14 protein-coding genes are annotated in these 17,642 nt (G+C 69.4%); 13 read left to right on the top strand and 1 reads right to left on the bottom strand.

Annotated features, from left to right (window positions below):
- Positions 1 to 95: 95 nt before the first annotated feature.
- The 13 genes from QFZ76_RS14720 (at position 96) to QFZ76_RS14660 (ending at position 14,196) form a co-directional block, all read left to right on the top strand.
- A complete protein-coding gene (locus QFZ76_RS14720) occupies positions 96 to 1,616 on the top strand; it encodes a UDP-N-acetylmuramoyl-L-alanyl-D-glutamate--2,6-diaminopimelate ligase (RefSeq protein WP_307680014.1) in 1,521 nt (506 codons plus the stop codon).
- Positions 1,617 to 1,620: 4 nt separating this feature from the next.
- Entirely contained in the window at positions 1,621 to 3,036 is a 1,416-nt protein-coding gene (gene murF, locus QFZ76_RS14715) for a UDP-N-acetylmuramoyl-tripeptide--D-alanyl-D-alanine ligase (protein WP_307674158.1), read from the top strand.
- Entirely contained in the window at positions 3,036 to 4,106 is a 1,071-nt protein-coding gene (mraY, locus tag QFZ76_RS14710) for a phospho-N-acetylmuramoyl-pentapeptide-transferase (protein ID WP_266448620.1), read from the top strand. The genes murF and mraY overlap by 1 nt, the downstream gene beginning before the upstream one ends.
- The gene (murD, locus tag QFZ76_RS14705) at positions 4,088 to 5,506 is read left to right on the top strand and encodes a UDP-N-acetylmuramoyl-L-alanine--D-glutamate ligase (RefSeq protein WP_307674157.1); all 1,419 of its coding nucleotides are present in this window, start codon (positions 4,088 to 4,090) and stop codon (positions 5,504 to 5,506) included. The genes mraY and murD overlap by 19 nt, the downstream gene beginning before the upstream one ends.
- Positions 5,507 to 5,573: 67 nt before the next feature.
- On the top strand, positions 5,574 to 6,926 hold the full coding sequence (ftsW, locus tag QFZ76_RS14700) for a putative lipid II flippase FtsW (protein WP_307674156.1): 1,353 nt from the start codon (positions 5,574 to 5,576) through the stop codon (positions 6,924 to 6,926).
- Between the two features lie 6 nt (positions 6,927 to 6,932).
- On the top strand, positions 6,933 to 8,030 hold the full coding sequence (gene murG / locus QFZ76_RS14695; RefSeq protein ID WP_307674155.1) for an undecaprenyldiphospho-muramoylpentapeptide beta-N-acetylglucosaminyltransferase: 1,098 nt from the start codon (positions 6,933 to 6,935) through the stop codon (positions 8,028 to 8,030).
- Between the two features lie 38 nt (positions 8,031 to 8,068).
- Positions 8,069 to 8,863 (top strand): cell division protein FtsQ, encoded by a 795-nt coding sequence (gene ftsQ / locus QFZ76_RS14690; RefSeq protein WP_307674154.1) that lies wholly within the window; start codon positions 8,069 to 8,071, stop codon positions 8,861 to 8,863.
- A 279-nt stretch (positions 8,864 to 9,142) separates the two neighbouring features.
- Positions 9,143 to 10,345 (top strand): cell division protein FtsZ, encoded by a 1,203-nt coding sequence (gene ftsZ / locus QFZ76_RS14685; protein ID WP_307674153.1) that lies wholly within the window; start codon positions 9,143 to 9,145, stop codon positions 10,343 to 10,345.
- The gene (pgeF, locus tag QFZ76_RS14680; protein WP_307674152.1) at positions 10,342 to 11,073 is read left to right on the top strand and encodes a peptidoglycan editing factor PgeF; all 732 of its coding nucleotides are present in this window, start codon (positions 10,342 to 10,344) and stop codon (positions 11,071 to 11,073) included. Before ftsZ ends, pgeF begins: the two co-directional genes overlap by 4 nt.
- Positions 11,074 to 11,079: 6 nt before the next feature.
- The gene (locus tag QFZ76_RS14675) at positions 11,080 to 11,799 is read left to right on the top strand and encodes a YggS family pyridoxal phosphate-dependent enzyme (RefSeq protein ID WP_307674151.1); all 720 of its coding nucleotides are present in this window, start codon (positions 11,080 to 11,082) and stop codon (positions 11,797 to 11,799) included.
- A gap of 129 nt (positions 11,800 to 11,928) precedes the next feature.
- Complete coding sequence (locus QFZ76_RS14670; protein WP_307674150.1) at positions 11,929 to 12,588, top strand: cell division protein SepF; 660 nt, start codon at positions 11,929 to 11,931, stop codon at positions 12,586 to 12,588.
- A gap of 71 nt (positions 12,589 to 12,659) precedes the next feature.
- A complete protein-coding gene (locus QFZ76_RS14665; protein ID WP_266440999.1) occupies positions 12,660 to 12,944 on the top strand; it encodes a YggT family protein in 285 nt (94 codons plus the stop codon).
- 46 nt (positions 12,945 to 12,990) lie between these two features.
- Positions 12,991 to 14,196, top strand: coding sequence for a DivIVA domain-containing protein (locus QFZ76_RS14660; protein ID WP_307674149.1), 1,206 nt, complete (start codon positions 12,991 to 12,993; stop codon positions 14,194 to 14,196).
- A 201-nt stretch (positions 14,197 to 14,397) separates the two neighbouring features.
- Here QFZ76_RS14660 and ileS read toward each other — a convergent pair whose 3' ends face one another.
- Positions 14,398 to 17,550, bottom strand: coding sequence for an isoleucine--tRNA ligase (ileS, locus tag QFZ76_RS14655; RefSeq protein ID WP_307674148.1), 3,153 nt, complete (start codon positions 17,548 to 17,550; stop codon positions 14,398 to 14,400).
- Positions 17,551 to 17,642: the final 92 nt, after the last annotated feature.

Below are 17,642 nucleotides of genomic sequence, written 5' to 3'. Positions count from 1 at the left end.
CCGGCCCCTCACTTCGCCCCGAGGCGGGTGAGCCCGGTACGCTCACCGCCGTGCCACACGCTGATCAGTCCCAAACCACCCAGAAGGGCGCACCCGTGACATATCCGGGGCCGCCCAGGCCGGTCCAGGTCTCCGCCACACCCCTCGCGGAACTCGCCGATCAGCTGGGTGTCACCGCACCGGAAACCGCCGCCGAGGTCACGGGCATCACCCACGACTCCCGCGCGGTCCGCCCCGGCGACCTGTACGCCGCCCTGCCGGGCGCCCGCCTGCACGGCGCCGACTTCGTCACCCAGGCCGCGGGCCTCGGCGCGGTCGCCGTGCTGACCGACCCGGCGGGCGCCGAGCGCGCCGCGGCGACCGGGCTTCCGGTCCTGGTCGTCGACGACCCGCGCGCGGAGATGGGCGAACTGGCCGCCACGATCTACGGCCACCCTGGACCCGATCTGCTCCAGATCGGCATCACCGGCACCTCCGGCAAGACCACCACCGCCTACCTCGTCGAGGGCGGGCTCAGGACGGCCAGGTCCACCGGCCTGATCGGCACGGTGGAGACGCGCATCGGCGACGAGCGCATCAAGTCCGAGCGCACCACCCCCGAAGCCACCGACCTCCAGGCCCTGTTCGCCGTCATGCGCGAACGCGGCGTCGAGGCGGTCGCCATGGAGGTCTCCAGCCACGCCCTGGTCCTCGGCCGGGTCGACGGCTGCATCTTCGACATCGGCGTCTTCACCAACCTCAGCCCGGAACACATGGAGTTCCACTCCGACATGGAGGACTACTTCCGGGCCAAGGCACAGCTGTTCACGCCGAAACGCAGCAGGCTCGGCGTGGTCAACTTCGACGACGAGTACGGGCGCAGGCTGGCCAAGGAGGCCACCGTCCCGGTCGTCACCTTCTCCGCCGAGGGCCACCCGGACGCCGACTGGCGCGCCGAGGAGGTCCAAGTCGGCCCCATGGACTCGACGTTCACGGTGATCGGCCCCAAGGGAGAGCGGATCACCGCCAGGGCGCCGCTCCCCGGGACCTTCAACGTGGCCAACACCCTCACCGCGATCGTCGCCCTCGCCGCCGCCGGCCTCGACCCGCAGACGGCCGCCGACGGCATCGCCGCCGTGCCGGGCGTGCCGGGGCGGCTGGAGCGGGTGGACGCGGGGCAGCCGTACCTCGCGGTCGTGGACTACGCCCACAAGACGGACGCCGTCGAATCGGTGCTGCGTGCGCTGCGCAAGGTCACCGAGGGCCGGCTGCACCTCGTGCTCGGCTGCGGCGGCGACCGTGACAGGACCAAGCGCGGGCCGATGGGCGCCGCCGCGGCCCGGGGCGCCGACACCGCCGTACTGACCTCCGACAACCCCCGCTCCGAGGACCCCCTCGCGATCCTCGCAACCATGCTCGAGGGCGCGGCGTCCGTACCAGCACACGAGCGCGGCGAGGTCCAGGTCTTCGAGGACCGGGCCGCCGCGATCGCCGCCGCCGTGTCCCGCGCACGGCCCGGAGACACCGTGCTGGTCGCGGGCAAGGGCCACGAGCAGGGCCAGGACATCGCCGGGGTGGTACGTCCCTTCGACGACCGCCAGGTGCTTCGCGAAGCTATCCAGAAGACCCAGGGATGAACTTGTGATCGCCCTCTCTCTCGCCGAGATCGCCTCAGTCGTCGGCGGGCAGACGCACGACATACCGGATCCGTCCGTCCAGGTCACCGGACCGGTCGTCCGGGACTCCCGGGAAGCCGGGCCCGGCACCCTCTTCGTCGCCTTCGTCGGCGAGCGCGTGGACGGCCACGACTTCGCCCAGGCGGTCGTACAGGCGGGCGCGGTCGCCGTACTGGCGTCCCGCCCCGTCGGCGTGCCCGCGATCGTCGTCGAGGACGTCCAGACGGCTCTGGGCGCCCTCGCGCGTCATGTCGTACGACGGCTCGGCGCGACCCTCGTCGCCCTCACCGGCTCCGCCGGGAAGACCAGCACCAAGGACCTGATCGCCCAGGTGCTCCGGCACAAGGCGCCGACGGTGTTCACGCCCGGCTCGCTCAACAACGAGATCGGGCTGCCGCTGACCGCGCTCAGCGCCACCGAGGAGACGAAGTTCCTCGTCCTGGAGATGGGCGCCCGCGGCATCGGCCACATCCGCTACCTCGCCGACCTGACCCCGCCGAAGATCGGCCTCGTACTCAACGTCGGGACCGCACACATCGGCGAGTTCGGCGGCCGCGAGCAGATCGCGCAGGCCAAGGGCGAGCTCGTGGAGGCCCTCCCTTCGGCGAGCGAGGGCGGCGCGGCGGTCCTCAACGCCGACGATCCCCTCGTACGGGCCATGGCGTCCCGTACCAAGGCGAAGGTGATCCTTTTCGGAGAGTCCGGCGAAGCGGACGTACGCGCCGAGAACGTGAGACTCACGGACAGCGGACAGCCCGCCTTCCTGCTTCGAACACCCTCCGGTGCAAGCGAAGTGACCATGCGCCTGTACGGTGAGCACCACGTGTCGAACGCGCTCGCCGCGGCCGCCGTCGCCCATGAGCTGGGCATGTCCGCGGAAGAGATCGCCACCGCGCTCTCCGAGGCGGGCTCCCTCTCCCGCTGGCGTATGGAGGTCACCGAGCGCCCGGACGGCGTGACGGTCGTCAACGACGCCTACAACGCGAACCCCGAGTCCATGCGAGCCGCCTTGCGCGCGCTCGCGGCCATGGGCCGGGGGCGGCGGACCTGGGCGGTGCTCGGCAAGATGGCCGAGCTCGGGGACGAGGCGCTCGCCGAGCACGACGCGGTCGGACGGCTCGCCGTCCGGCTCAATGTCGGCAAGCTCGTCGCGGTCGGGGGCAGGGAAGCGTCCTGGCTGCAACTGGGCGCATATAACGAGGGTTCGTGGGGTGAGGAGTCGGTGCACGTGTCCGACGCACAGGCGGCGGTCGACCTGTTGCGCAGCGAGTTGCGCCCGGGAGACGTCGTACTCGTGAAGGCGTCCCGTTCGGTCGGCCTGGAAAGCATCGCCGAGGCGTTGCTGGCAACCGGTGCCGAGGGTGAGGTTTCCGCCCGATGATGAAGCAGATCCTGTTCGCAGGAGTCATTGGCCTCTTCCTGACCCTGGTCGGCACCCCGCTGCTGATCAAACTCCTTGCCCGCAAGGGCTACGGCCAGTACATCCGCGACGACGGCCCGCGCACACACGGCAGCAAGCGCGGCACGCCGACCATGGGCGGCATCGCCTTCATCTTCGCGACGGTCGCCGCGTACTTCCTGTCGAAGGTCATCACCGGTTACACCCCGACCTACTCCGGTCTGCTCGTACTCGGCCTGATGGTCGGCATGGGCCTGGTCGGCTTCCTCGACGACTACATCAAGATCGTCAAGAGGCGTTCGCTGGGCCTGCGGGCCAAGGCGAAGATGGCCGGCCAGCTGATCGTCGGCATCAGTTTCGCGGTGCTCTCGCTGCAGTTCGCGGACGTCCGCGGCAACACCCCGGCCTCCACCAAGCTGTCGTTCATCACCGACTTCGGCTGGACGATCGGCCCGGTGCTGTTCGTCGTCTGGGCGCTGTTCATGATCCTCGCGATGTCGAACGGCGTGAACCTGACGGACGGTCTGGACGGCCTCGCCACCGGCGCCTCCGTCCTGGTCTTCGGCGCCTACACCTTCATCGGCGTCTGGCAGTTCCAGGAGTCCTGCGCCAACGGCGAGAGTCTGACCAACCCGGGCGCCTGTTACGAGGTGCGCGATCCGCTCGACCTCGCGGTCATCGCCTCCGCGCTGATGGGCGCCTGTCTCGGCTTCCTGTGGTGGAACACCTCGCCCGCCAAGATCTTCATGGGGGACACCGGTTCGCTGGCGCTCGGCGGTGTGCTCGCCGGTCTCGCGATCTGCTCCCGCACCGAGCTGCTGATCGCCCTCCTCGGCGGCCTGTTCGTCCTGATCACCATGTCGGTGGTCATCCAGGTCGGCTCCTTCCGCATGACCGGCAAGCGCGTCTTCCGAATGGCGCCGCTCCAGCACCACTTCGAACTCAAGGGGTGGTCCGAAGTCCTTGTGGTGGTCCGCTTCTGGATCATCCAGGGCATCTGTGTGATCGTCGGCCTGGGCATCTTCTACGCGGGATGGGCGGCGGAGAAGTGACCGACTGGCAGGGCAAGCGCGTCACCGTCGCCGGGCTCGGCGTCTCCGGCGTCCCGGCCGCCAAGGTGCTGCACGAACGCGGCGCTCTCGTCACGGTCGTCAACGACGGCGACGACGAGCGGGCCCGCGCCCAGGCGGCCGAACTGGAGGCGCTGGGCATCACCGTGCGCCTCGGCGACGGCGCGACCCTGCCACCGGGCACCGAACTCATCGTCACGGCCCCCGGCTGGAAGCCGGACAAGCCGCTGTTCGCGGCCGCTCACGAGGCCGGCGTGCCGGTCTGGGGCGACGTCGAACTCGCCTGGCGGCTGCGCGGCCCCGACGCCGCGCCCTGGCTCGCCGTCACCGGCACCAACGGCAAGACCACGACCGTCCAGATGCTCGCCTCCATCCTGAAGGCGGCGGGCCTGCGCACGGCCGCCGTGGGCAACATCGGCGTCTCGCTCCTCGACGCGGTCCTGGGCGAGGAGCACTACGACGTCCTCGCGGTGGAACTGTCGAGCTACCAGCTCCACTGGGCACCCTCGCTGCGCGCCCACTCCGCCGCCGTACTGAACCTGGCGCCCGACCACCTCGACTGGCACGGCTCCATGGAGGCCTACGCCGCCGACAAGGGCCGTGTCTACGAAGGCAATCGCGTCGCCTGCGTCTACAACGTCGCCGACAAGGCCACCGAGGACCTGGTGCGCGCGGCCGACGTCGAGGAGGGCTGCCGGGCCGTCGGCTTCACCCTCGGTGCGCCCGCGCCCTCCCAACTCGGCGTGGTGGACGGCATCCTGGTCGACCGGGCCTTCGTGGAGGACCGGCAGAAGAACGCCCAGGAGCTCGCCGAGGTCTCCGACGTCAACCCGCCCGCCCCGCACAACATCGCCAACGCCCTTGCGGCGGCCGCACTCGCGCGTGCCTTCGGGGTGCCCGCGGCGGCCGTACGGGACGGTCTGAGGGCCTTCACGCCGGACGCCCACCGGATCGCGCACGTGGCCGACATCGACCAGGTCGCCTACATCGACGACTCCAAGGCGACCAACACCCACGCGGCACAAGCCTCGTTGGCGGCCTACGAGTCGATCGTGTGGATCGCCGGCGGCCTGGCGAAGGGCGCGACCTTCGACGAACTGGTGGCGGGGGCGGCGAAGCGGCTGCGCGGCGTCGTCCTCATCGGGGCGGACCGTGCCCTGATCCGCGAAGCGCTGGCACGACACGCGCCGGAAGTACCCGTCGTCGACCTCGACCGGACCGACACTGGGGCGATGCTCCAGGCAGTCCAGGAGGCGCAGCGCCTCGCTGCCGCAGGCGACACGGTCCTGCTGGCCCCGGCCTGTGCCTCCATGGACATGTTCACCAACTACAACCAGCGCGGTGACGCGTTCGCGGAGGCGGTTCGCGAACTCGGCGCCTGACCCGGCCGCCTGCCGGGCGGACCTTGGGAGGGACGCGTGGGACCGTCGACGTACAGTGAGGTCTGCGATGCCCGGTAGCCGAACCGGGCGCCCGCCCGTGCGGCGGGCCGTCAGACGTCCCGCCGCCCCCCGGGCACCGCGCGAGAACCTGCTCCTCGGCCTGTACCTGCGCGCCCGCCGCGCCTGGGACCGGCCGCTGACCGCCTACTACCTGATCCTCGGCGGCAGCCTGCTGATCACCGTGCTCGGACTGGTGATGGTCTACTCGGCCTCCCAGATCACGGCGTTGCAGATGTCCCTGCCGGGCTCGTACTTCTTCCGCAAGCAGCTCCTCGCGGCCGTCATCGGCGGGGTGCTGCTGCTGATCGCCTCCCGGATGCCGGTGAAGCTGCACCGGGCGCTGGCCTACCCCATCCTGGCGGGCGCCGTGTTCCTGATGGCCCTGGTGCAGGTGCCGGGGATAGGGATGTCGATCAAGGGCAACCAGAACTGGATCTCACTCGGCGGCTCCTTCCAGATCCAGCCCAGCGAGTTCGGCAAGCTCGCGCTCGTGCTCTGGGGCGCCGACCTGCTCGCCCGCAAGCAGGACAAGAAGCTGCTGACCCAGTGGAAGCACATGCTGGTGCCGCTCGTACCGGTCGCCTTCATGCTGCTCGGGTTGATCATGCTCGGCGGCGACATGGGTACGGCGATCATCCTCACCGCGATCCTGTTCGGCCTGCTGTGGCTGGCGGGGGCGCCGACCCGGCTGTTCGTCGGCGTACTGTCGATCGCCGCCACGCTCGGTGTGATCCTTATCAAGACCAGCCCCAACCGCATGGCCCGGCTCCAGTGCATCGGCGCCACCGAGCCGAGGTCCGCGGGAGCCGACTGCTGGCAGGCCGTGCACGGCATCTACGCCCTCGCCTCCGGCGGCCTTTTCGGTTCCGGGCTCGGCGCGAGTGTGGAAAAATGGGGCCAACTCCCGGAAGCGCACACGGACTTCATCTTCGCCGTGACCGGTGAGGAACTGGGCCTGGCGGGGACGCTGTCCGTGCTCGCCCTCTTCGCGGCTCTAGGCTATGCGGGTATCCGCGTGGCCGGACGCACGGAGGACCCCTTCGTCAGGTATGCCGCGGGAGGTGTGACCACCTGGATCACCGCGCAGACGGTGATCAACATCGGTGCGGTGCTCGGTCTGCTGCCGATCGCCGGTGTCCCCCTCCCGCTGTTCTCCTACGGGGGTTCCGCCCTGTTGCCGACCATGTTCGCCATCGGGTTGCTGATCGCGTTCGCGCGTGAGGATCCCGCTGCGCGGATGGCGCTTTCGATGCGGCAACCCCGCTTTGGTAGAAAGCGGGCGGGAGGCCCTGTGCGGGGGCCTCGGAGATGGAACACGATGCGACGGCGTGCCTCGGCACGTACGTCCGGAGAGCGGTGAATTTCGGTGCATGTCGTACTCGCCGGTGGGGGGACCGCCGGCCACATCGAGCCCGCGCTCGCCCTCGCGGACGCCCTGCGCAGGCAGGACCCGACCGTGGGAATCACGGCCCTGGGCACGGAGCGGGGCCTTGAGACCCGGCTCGTACCGGAGCGGGGTTACGATCTCGCACTGATCCCCGCGGTACCGCTGCCACGCAGGCCCACTCCCGAGCTGATCACCGTCCCGGGCCGGCTGCGCGGCACGATCAAGGCCGCCGAGCAGATCCTGGAGCGCACCAAGGCGGACGCCGTCGTCGGCTTCGGCGGCTACGTGGCGCTGCCCGGCTACCTCGCCGCCAAGCGCCTCGGCGTGCCGATCATCATCCACGAGGCCAACGCCCGGCCCGGCCTGGCGAACAAGATCGGCTCGCGGTACGCGGCCAAGGTCGCCGTCTCCACCCCGGACAGCAAGCTGCGCGACGCCCGCTACATCGGCATCCCGCTGCGCCGCTCCATCGCCATCCTGGACCGGGCGGCCGTGCGCCCCGAGGCGCGCGCCGCCTTCGGGCTCGACCCGCACCTGCCGACGCTGCTGGTCTCCGGCGGCTCGCAGGGCGCACGCCGGCTCAACGAGGTGGTCCAGCAGGTCGCGCCATACCTCCAGCAGGCCGGGATCCAGATCCTGCACGCGGTCGGCCCGAAGAACGAACTGCCGCAGGTGCACCAGATGCCGGGGATGCCCCCGTACATCCCGGTACCGTACGTGGACCGGATGGACCTCGCGTACGCCGCGGCCGACATGATGCTCTGCCGTGCGGGCGCGATGACCGTCGCCGAACTCTCCGCCGTCGGGCTCCCGGCCGCCTACGTCCCGCTGCCCATCGGCAACGGCGAACAGCGGCTGAACGCCCAGCCGGTGGTCAAGGCCGGCGGCGGACTCCTGGTCGACGACGCGGACCTGACGCCCGAGTGGGTACAGCAGAACGTCCTGCCCGTGCTCGCCGACCCGCACCGGCTGTTCCAGATGTCCCGCGCAGCCGGTGAGTTCGGCCGACGGGACGCCGACGAGCTGCTCGTCGGCATGGTGTACGAGGCGATCGCCGCCAGTCGTGCACACCGATAGGACTGTATACGGGCCCGTATGACCGGAAGGCAGGGAGCGTGGCCGGATCGACGACCGCCGAGCGCGGTGAACGCCAACAGGAGTCGTCCGGCCCGCCGCCCGCCCGAAGGCTCATCCCACCGCGACTTCGTACGATCATCATCCTCGCCGTCGCGCTGGTACTCGTCGGCGCCGGTTCCGTCTGGGTGCTGTACGGCTCGAACTGGCTGCGCGTGGAGCGCGTATCGGTCTCCGGAACCAGGATCCTGACGCCCGCTGAGGTGCGCGAGGCCGCCGACGTCCCGGTCGGCGCTCCGCTGATTTCCGTCGACACCGATGCGATTGAGGCGCGTCTGCGGCGGAAATTGCCCCGAATTGACGTGGTTGACGTGGTGCGTTCCTGGCCCCATGGAATCGGACTGAAAGTGACTGAGCGCACTCCGGTTCTGCTTGTCCAAAAGGGCCGAAACTTTGTCGAAGCGGACGATGAAGGTGTCCGATTCGCCACGGTTTCCGAAGCCCCGAAAGGCGTCGCCGCACTCGAATTGACCCTGTCCCAGCCGGGCTCCCGCGCCGCGAGCCTGCGCCGTTTCGGCGAGGACCGATTGGTGCGGGAGGCGGTCCGTGTCGCCGGTGCCATTCCGGCCGCCGTCGCGCGGCGGACCCAGGCCCTCAAGGTGCGTTCGTACGACGACATCTCGCTGGAGTTGAGCGACGGCCGGACCGTCTCCTGGGGAAGTGGTGAGAAGGGTGCCGCGAAGGCCCGTACGCTCACGGCTCTGATGAAAGCCTCTCCCGATGCCCGGTACTTCGACGTCAGCGTTCCCACCGCGCCCGCGTCATCAGGGAGTTGACGCACATCAGCGCAGGCCAGCACCCTGGTTGGGCAGCGCTACGCCTGATCACATAGGGTGAAAAGAAAAACGGGAGGTTCGGCGTGTTCGTTGAACGTGCGCCACTTGTCGACTTAGTGTCCTGTTCAGAAGACTCCAGGGAACAGACACACTGGTAACCCTAAACTTCAACGTTAGGGTTCGGGTCGGCGATACGGACCGTCCCAATCGGCATCAGTCGTCGGACCGCGGCAACGCCGCGAGGCGGCGACACGTAACTCGAGGCGAGAGGCCTTCGACGTGGCAGCACCGCAGAACTACCTCGCAGTCATCAAAGTCATCGGTGTCGGCGGCGGTGGTGTCAATGCCATCAACCGGATGATCGAGGTCGGTCTCAAGGGCGTCGAGTTCATCGCCATCAACACCGACGCGCAGGCGCTGTTGATGAGCGACGCCGACGTCAAACTCGACGTCGGCCGCGAACTCACCCGCGGACTCGGCGCCGGAGCCAACCCGGCTGTCGGCCGCAAGGCCGCCGAGGACCACCGCGAGGAGATCGAGGAGGTCCTCAAGGGGGCCGACATGGTCTTCGTGACGGCCGGTGAAGGCGGCGGCACCGGTACCGGCGGCGCGCCCGTCGTGGCCAACATCGCACGCACGCTCGGCGCCCTCACCATCGGCGTGGTCACGCGCCCGTTCACCTTCGAGGGACGGCGCCGCGCGAACCAGGCCGAGGACGGCATCGCCGAACTCCGCGAAGAGGTCGACACCCTCATCGTCATCCCGAACGACCGGCTGCTGTCCATCTCGGACCGCCAGGTCTCGGTCCTCGACGCCTTCAAGTCGGCGGACCAGGTCCTGCTCTCCGGTGTTCAGGGCATCACCGACCTCATCACCACGCCCGGCCTGATCAACCTTGACTTCGCCGACGTCAAGTCGGTCATGTCCGAGGCCGGTTCGGCCCTCATGGGCATCGGCTCGGCCCGCGGCGACGACCGCGCGGTGGCCGCCGCCGAGATGGCGATCTCCTCGCCGCTGCTCGAGGCGTCCATCGACGGCGCCCGGGGCGTCCTGCTCTCCATCTCCGGCGGCTCCGACCTCGGCCTGTTCGAGATCAACGAGGCCGCCCAGCTGGTGAGCGAGGCCGCCCACCCCGAGGCCAACATCATCTTCGGCGCGGTCATCGACGACGCCCTCGGCGACGAGGTCCGGGTCACGGTGATCGCGGCCGGCTTCGACGGCGGCCAGCCGCCGGCCCGCCGGGACACCGTCCTCGGTTCGTCCTCGGCGTCCTCGTCCTCGGGCCGCCGCGAGGAGCCCACTCCGGTACGGCAGACCGAGAGCCGCCCGTCCTTCGGCTCGCTCGGCAGCGTCACGCCGAAGGAGGAGGAGTCGGCGCCCGAGCCGGTGGCCGACCTTCCGGTCTCCCCGCCGGTCCCGCCGTCGCGCTCCTACTCGGACAGCGCGGCCGAGGAACTGGACGTGCCGGACTTCCTGAAGTGATAGGGCAGCGCGAGAGCGTGAGCGGCGCGCACTTCGCCTTCACCGACCGGTGGGGCGGGGTGGGCGCCGCTCCGTATGAGGAGCTCAACCTCGGCGGTGCGGTCGGCGACGACCCCGAAGTCGTGGGGACCAACCGCGAACTGGCCGCCAAGTCCCTGGGGCTCGACCCCGCTCAGGTGGTCTGGATGAACCAGGTGCACGGGGCCGACGTGGCGGTAGTGGACGGACCCTGGGGTTCCGCTTCGGAGATCCCCTCGGCCGACGCGGTCGTCACCGCCCGGCGCGGACTCGCCCTCGCCGTTCTGACCGCCGACTGCACGCCCGTCCTGCTGGCCGACCCGGTCGCGGGGATCGCCGCCGCGGCCCACGCGGGCCGGCCCGGCATGATCGCCGGGGTCGTCCCCGCCGCCGTACGGGCCATGGCGGAGCTGGGCGCCGAGCCGTCCCGGATCGTCGCCCGCACCGGACCCGCCGTCTGCGGCCGGTGCTACGAAGTGCCGGACGCCATGCGCGCCGAGGTCGCGGCAGTCGAACCGGCGGCACACGCCGAGACGGGCTGGGGTACCCCCGCGGTCGACGTGACCGCCGGGGTGCACGCTCAGCTCGAGCGGCTCGGGGTGCGCGACCGGGAGCAGTCGCCGGTGTGCACGCTGGAGTCGGGCGATCACTTCTCATACCGCCGCGAGCGCACCACGGGGCGACTCGCGGGATATATCTGGCTGGACTGATGGGGCATGACGGACCGTAAGGGTGAACTCGCCGGAAACCTGGCGAAAGTGGAGGAGCGCATCGCCGCCGCGTGTGCGGCCGCGGGGCGCAAGCGTGAGGAAGTCACGCTGATCGTGGTCACCAAGACGTATCCCGCGAGCGATGTGCGCATGCTGGCGGAGCTCGGTGTGCGTCACGTCGCCGAGAACCGCGACCAGGACGCGGCGCCCAAGGCTGCGGAATGTACGGATCTGCCCCTTACTTGGCACTTCGTCGGTCAGTTGCAGACCAACAAGGTGCGATCCGTGGTCGGTTATGCGGATCTCGTGCAGTCCGTCGATCGTTCCAAGCTCGTCACGGCTCTGTCCAAAGAGGCCGTGCGGGTCGGGCGTGAGGTGGGATGTCTCCTGCAGGTCGCACTCGACGCGGACGAGAGCGGCAGGGGGGAGCGGGGTGGTGTAGGACCTGGTGGAATCCAGGAGTTGGCCGACCTCGTCGCCGACGCTCCGGGGCTGCGACTCGACGGGCTGATGACCGTCGCGCCGCTCACCGGGGAGTACGCGGGGCGCCAACAGGCGGCGTTCGAGCGGTTGATGGATTTGTCGACCGACCTGCGCCGAGCCCATCCGGCTGCGAACATGGTCTCGGCAGGGATGAGTGCGGACCTCGAACAGGCCGTGGCGGCCGGAGCGACACATGTACGCGTCGGCACCGCGGTACTCGGAGTACGCCCCAGGCTCGGGTAACGTCGCCAGGAAGTCGGACCACAGCAGAAAATATGGTCATTACCGCAGTACAGCGGGCATAACGACCTAGTGGATCGCGGGCACTTGGCAGTCGTCAGCCGATCCACCACAGAGCGGAGGACTCAGAGAATGGCCGGCGCGATGCGCAAGATGGCGGTCTACCTCGGCCTCGTGGAGGACGATGGGTACGATGGCCGCGGTTTCGACCCTGACGACGACTTCGAACCCGAACTGGACCCGGAGCCCGAGCGGGACCGTCGACGGCATGAGCTGTCGCACCAGTCGCATGGTTCGCACCAGTCCCACCAGGCACATCAGCCTGAAAGGGACGAATCGGTAAGAGTGGTGCAGGCTCCGGCGCCGCGCGACCCGTTGCCCCGATCCGCTTCGCTAGGCGCGGAATCCGGGCGTCCGGCGCGCATTGCGCCCGTGGCATCCATCACACAAGAACGCGCAAGCCTGGAGAAGAACGCACCGGTGATCATGCCCAAGGTCGTGTCGGAACGAGAGCCTTACCGGATCACCACGCTTCACCCGCGGACCTACAACGAGGCCCGTACTATCGGGGAACACTTCCGTGAGGGCACCCCGGTGATCATGAATCTGACTGAGATGGATGACACAGACGCGAAGCGACTTGTCGACTTTGCGGCCGGTTTGGTGTTTGGTCTTCACGGCAGCATCGAGCGGGTGACGCAGAAGGTGTTCCTGTTGTCGCCTGCTAACGTCGATGTCACGGCGGAGGACAAGGCCCGTATCGCAGAGGGCGGGTTCTTCAACCAGAGCTGAGATACTCGACCGGAAACAGCAGTACAAGTAGTACCCGGCAGCACGGAACAGGGGAGAGGGAAGCACAGCCAATGAGCGTGGTCCTGGATGTCATCTACATCGCGCTGATGTGCTTTCTCATCGTGCTGATCTTCCGGTTGGTCATGGACTACGTCTTCCAGTTCGCCCGCTCGTGGCAGCCCGGCAAGGCGATGGTGGTCGTTCTGGAGGCCACTTACACGGTCACTGATCCACCGCTCAAGCTTCTGCGGCGGGTCATTCCGCCGCTGCGTCTCGGGGGCGTGGCGCTCGACCTGTCCTTCTTCGTACTGATGATCATCGTCTACATCCTGATCTCCGTCGTGAGCCGGCTGTGAACGATACGGTCTTGCCGAATGCCGACGACTACGTTGAGGTGAAGAGATGCCGTTGACCCCCGAGGACGTGCGGAACAAGCAGTTCACGACCGTCCGCCTCCGAGAAGGCTATGACGAGGACGAGGTCGATGCCTTCCTCGACGAGGTCGAAGCCGAACTGACTCGCCTGCTCCGCGAGAACGAGGACCTGCGTGCCAAGCTGGCCGCGGCCACGCGCGCTGCTGCCCAGAACCAGCAGAACATGCGCAAGCCGCCGGAGCAGCAGGACCAGCAGCAGGGGATGCCCCAGCAGGGCGGGATGCCTCAGCAGGGCGGGATGCCCCAACAAGGCGGAATGCCTCAGCAGGGCGGGATGCCCCAGCAGGGAATGCCGCAGCAGGGCATGCGTGGGCCCGGCGGCCCGGTGCCCGCCGGCATATCTGGCCCGCCGCAGCAGCAGATGGGTGGCCCCATGGGTGGCCCGCCCCAGCTGCCGAGCGGCGCCCCGCAGCTGCCTGCCGGTCCCAGTGGCGGCCAGGGCGGCCCGCAGGGTCCCGGTCCGATGGGCCAGGGTCCGATGGGTCAGGGCCCCATGGGCGGTCAGCCGCCCATGCAGCAGCAGATGGGCGGCCCCATGGGCGGTCCGATGGGCGGCCACGGTCAGGGACCCGGTGGCGACAGTGCCGCCCGTGTTCTCTCGCTGGCTCAGCAGACCGCCGACCAGGCGATCGCCGAGGCTCGTTCCGAGGCCAACAAGATCGTCGGCGAGGCGCGTTCGCGTGCCGAGGGTCTCGAGCGTGACGCCCGTGCCAAGGCCGACGCCCTGGAGCGGGACGCGCAGGAGAAGCACCGCGTCGCGATGGGCTCCCTGGAGTCCGCCCGCGCCACGCTGGAGCGCAAGGTCGAGGATCTGCGCGGCTTCGAGCGCGAGTACCGCACGCGTCTGAAGTCCTACCTGGAGTCGCAGCTGCGTCAGCTGGAGACCCAGGCGGACGACTCGCTGGCCCCGCCGCGCACTCCGGCGACCGCGTCGCTGCCGCCGTCCCCGGCGCCTTCCATGGCTCCGGCCGGCGCGAGCGCCCCGTCGTACGGCGGTGGCAACCAGGGCATGGGCGGTGGCCCGGCTCCGGCCCCCCCGTCCTACGGCGGCCAGCAGCAGATGTCCCCGGCGATGACCCAGCCGATGGCGCCGGTACGGCCGCAGGGCCCGTCGCCGATGGGCCAGGCTCCCTCGCCGATGCGCGGCTTCCTCATCGACGAGGACGACAACTGACGGTTATGAGTACGCCGTAGGCGTCGGCAGCGTTCAGGGCTGGGCCCCGGATTTTGATCCGGGGCCCAGCCTTTTTGCCGTGCGCGTGCGGGGTTCTTGCCGTGCGTGTTCGGGTGCCGGTGCACCTGTCCTGCGTACGCAACGCCGAAGGCCCGGGTGCACCAAGATCTTCTCGGTGTACCCGGGCCTTCGTGCCGTTGGTTACGCCTTGCGCAGGCGGAACGTCAGGGACAGGCCCTCGTCCGTGAACGGGGAGCCGTAGGTGTCGTCCGTCTCGCCCTGGGCGCTGTGCTCATTCAGGAAGTCGGTCGCCAGGACCTCCTCGGCGATCAGACCGCTGTGCTCCGACAGGGCCGCGACCACCGCCGGGTCCGTCGCCGTCCAGCGCAGCGCGATGCGGTCGGCCACGTCCAGGCCGCTGTTCTTGCGGGCCTCCTGGATCAGACGGATGGCGTCACGGGCCAGGCCCGCCTGACGCAGCTCCTCGGTGATCTCCAGGTCGAGCGCGACCGTGGCGCCCGAGTCGGAGGCCACCGACCAGCCCTCGCGAGGGGTCTCCGTGATGATCACCTCGTCCGGGGCGAGCGTGATCGTCTCGCCGTCGACCTCCACCGACGCCGTGCCCTCGCGCAGTGCCAGGGACAGGGCAGCGGCGTCCGCGTTCGCGACGGCCTTCGCCACGTCCTGGACCCGCTTGCCGAACCGCTTGCCCAGCGCACGGAAGTTGGCTTTCGCCGTCGTGTCGACCAGCGAGCCGCCCACCTCGGACAGCGACGCCAGCGACTCGACGTTCAGCTCCTCCGTGATCTGCGCGTGCAGCTCGGGGTCGAGCGAGGCGAAGCCCGTCGCCGCGACCAGTGCGCGCCGCAGCGGCTGACGCGTCTTCACGCCCGACTCCGCGCGCGTGGCACGGCCCAGCTCCACCAGCCGTCGTACCAGGACCATCTGCTTCGACAGCTCCGGGTCGATGGCGGACAGGTCCGCCTCGGGCCAGGACGTGAGGTGCACCGACTCGGGGGCGCCCGGCGTGACGGGCACCACCAGGTCCTGCCAGACCCGCTCGGTGATGAACGGGGTCAGCGGGGCCAGCAGCTTGGTGACCGTCTCGACGACCTCGTGCAGGGTGCGCAGCGCCGCCTTGTCGCCCTGCCAGAAGCGGCGACGGGAGCGGCGTACGTACCAGTTGGACAGGTCGTCGACGAACGCCGAGAGGAGCTTTCCGGCGCGCTGGGTGTCGTACGCCTCCATGGCCTGCGTCACCTGGTCGGTGAGCGCGTGGAGTTCGGACAGGAGCCAGCGGTCGAGGGCGGGCCGGTCCGCGGGGGCCGGGTCGGCCTCGCTGGGGGCCCAGTCGGACGTACGGGCGTACAGGGCCTGGAAGGCGACCGTGTTCCAGTATGTGAGGAGCGTCTTGCGGACGACCTCCTGGATGGTGCCGTGGCCGACGCGGCGAGCCGCCCACGGCGAGCCGCCGGCCGCCATGAACCAGCGGACCGCGTCCGCGCCGTGCTGGTCCATCAGCGGGATCGGCTCCAGGGTGTTGCCCAGGTGCTTGGACATCTTGCGGCCGTCCTCGGCGAGGATGTGGCCGAGGCACACCACGTTCTCGAACGACGACTTGTCGAAGACCAGGGTGCCGACCGCCATCAGCGTGTAGAACCAGCCGCGGGTCTGGTCGATGGCCTCGCTGATGAACTGCGCGGGGTACCGGGACTCGAAGAGTTCCTTGTTCTTGTGCGGGTAGCCCCACTGCGCGAACGGCATCGAACCCGAGTCGTACCAGGCGTCGATGACCTCCGGGACGCGTGTGGCCGTCTTCTGGCACTTCGGGCAGGCGAAGGTGACCTCGTCGATGTACGGGCGGTGCGGGTCGAGGCCGGACTGGTCGGTGCCGGTCAGCTCGGAGAGCTCCGCAAGGGAGCCGACGCAGGTGAGGTGGCCGTCCTCGCAGGTCCAGATCGGCAGCGGCGTGCCCCAGTAACGGCTGCGGGAGAGCGCCCAGTCGATGTTGTTGTTCAGCCAGTCGCCGAAGCGGCCGTGCTTGACGGTGTCCGGGAACCAGTTGGTCTTCTCGTTCTCCTGAAGGAGGCGGTCCTTGACGGCCGTGGTGCGGATGTACCAGGACGGCTGCGCGTAGTAGAGGAGCGCGGTGTGGCAGCGCCAGCAGTGCGGGTAGCTGTGCTCGTACGGGATGTGCTTGAAGAGGAGACCGCGGTTGTGGAGGTCCTCGGTGAGCTTTTCGTCCGCCTTCTTGAAGAAGACGCCGCCCACGAGGGGGACGTCCGCCTCGAACGTGCCGTCCCTGCGGACGGGGTTCACGACGGGCAGGCCGTACGCGCGGCAGACCTTGAGGTCGTCCTCGCCGAAGGCGGGGGACTGGTGGACCAGACCCGTACCGTCCTCGGTCGTCACGTACTCGGCGTTGACCACGTAGTGGGCCGGTGCCGGGAACTCGACGAGCTCGAACGGACGTTGATAGGTCCAGCGTTCCATCTCGGCGCCGGTGAACGTCTCGCCCGTGACCTCCCAGCCCTCGCCGAGGGCCTTCTCGACGAGCGGCGCGGCGACGACGAGCTTCTCTGTGCCGTTCGTCGCGACGACGTAGGTGACGTCGGGATGCGCGGCGACGGCCGTGTTGGAGACCAGCGTCCAAGGGGTCGTCGTCCACACCAGGAGCGCTGCCTGGCCGGCGAGCGGACCGGAGGTGAGCGGGAACCGGACGTACACGGACGGGTCGACGATCGTCTCGTAGCCCTGCGCCAGCTCGTGGTCCGACAGACCCGTCTCGTCGCGCGGGCACCAGGGGGCGACGCGGTAGTCCTGGACCAGCAGGCCCTTGTCGAAGATCTCCTTCAGCGACCACCAGACGGACTCCACGTACTCGGGGTCCATCGTGCGGTACGCGTCGTCCAGGTCGACCCAGTAGCCCATGCGGTTGGTGAGCTCGGTGAAGGCGTCGGTGTGGCGGGTCACGGACTCGCGGCACTTGGCGTTGAACTCCGCGATGCCGTACGTCTCGATGTCCTTCTTGCCGTCGAAGCCGAGTTCCTTCTCCACGGCGATCTCCACCGGCAGGCCGTGGCAGTCCCAGCCGGCCTTGCGGGCCACGTGATAGCCGCGCATGGTGCGGAAGCGGGGGAAGACGTCCTTGAAGACGCGTGCCTCGATGTGGTGGGCGCCCGGCATGCCGTTGGCGGTGGGCGGGCCCTCGTAGAACACCCACTCGGGGCGGCCCTCGGACTGTTCCAGGGTCTTGGCGAAGATCTTCTGTTCGCGCCAGAAGTCGAGCACGGCGTGCTCGAGCGCGGGCAGGTCGACCTGGGCGGGCACCTGGCGGTACGTCGGCGTTGTCATCAGCGAGCTTCCTCCGGCGGACTTGCTGCCTTCCGTCCGGAGGGACGAGAGCTGTGTCATTCCCTGCGCCGCCTTCGGCGCGCTCCCGCGGT

The sequence above is a fragment of the Streptomyces sp. V4I2 genome (assembly GCF_030817655.1).
GTDB classification, from domain to species: Bacteria; Actinomycetota; Actinomycetes; order Streptomycetales; family Streptomycetaceae; genus Streptomyces; species Streptomyces plumbiresistens.
The sequence above is the reverse complement of the archived record's forward strand: the minus strand, read 5'-3'. Positions and strand labels throughout refer to the sequence as shown.

Bases quoted from the DNA above. Each gene is read 5' to 3' on its own strand.
- ileS (WP_307674148.1), bottom strand. From the start codon at position 17,550: ATGACAACGCCGACGTACCGCCAGGTGCCCGCCCAGGTCGACCTGCCC.
- QFZ76_RS14675 (WP_307674151.1), top strand. From the start codon at position 11,080: ATGACGGACCGTAAGGGTGAACTCGCCGGAAACCTGGCGAAAGTGGAG.
- QFZ76_RS14670 (WP_307674150.1), top strand. From the start codon at position 11,929: ATGGCCGGCGCGATGCGCAAGATGGCGGTCTACCTCGGCCTCGTGGAG.
- mraY (WP_266448620.1), top strand. From the start codon at position 3,036: ATGAAGCAGATCCTGTTCGCAGGAGTCATTGGCCTCTTCCTGACCCTG.
- QFZ76_RS14660 (WP_307674149.1), top strand. From the start codon at position 12,991: ATGCCGTTGACCCCCGAGGACGTGCGGAACAAGCAGTTCACGACCGTC.
- ftsW (WP_307674156.1), top strand. From the start codon at position 5,574: ATGCCCGGTAGCCGAACCGGGCGCCCGCCCGTGCGGCGGGCCGTCAGA.
- QFZ76_RS14665 (WP_266440999.1), top strand. From the start codon at position 12,660: ATGAGCGTGGTCCTGGATGTCATCTACATCGCGCTGATGTGCTTTCTC.
- murD (WP_307674157.1), top strand. From the start codon at position 4,088: ATGGGCGGCGGAGAAGTGACCGACTGGCAGGGCAAGCGCGTCACCGTC.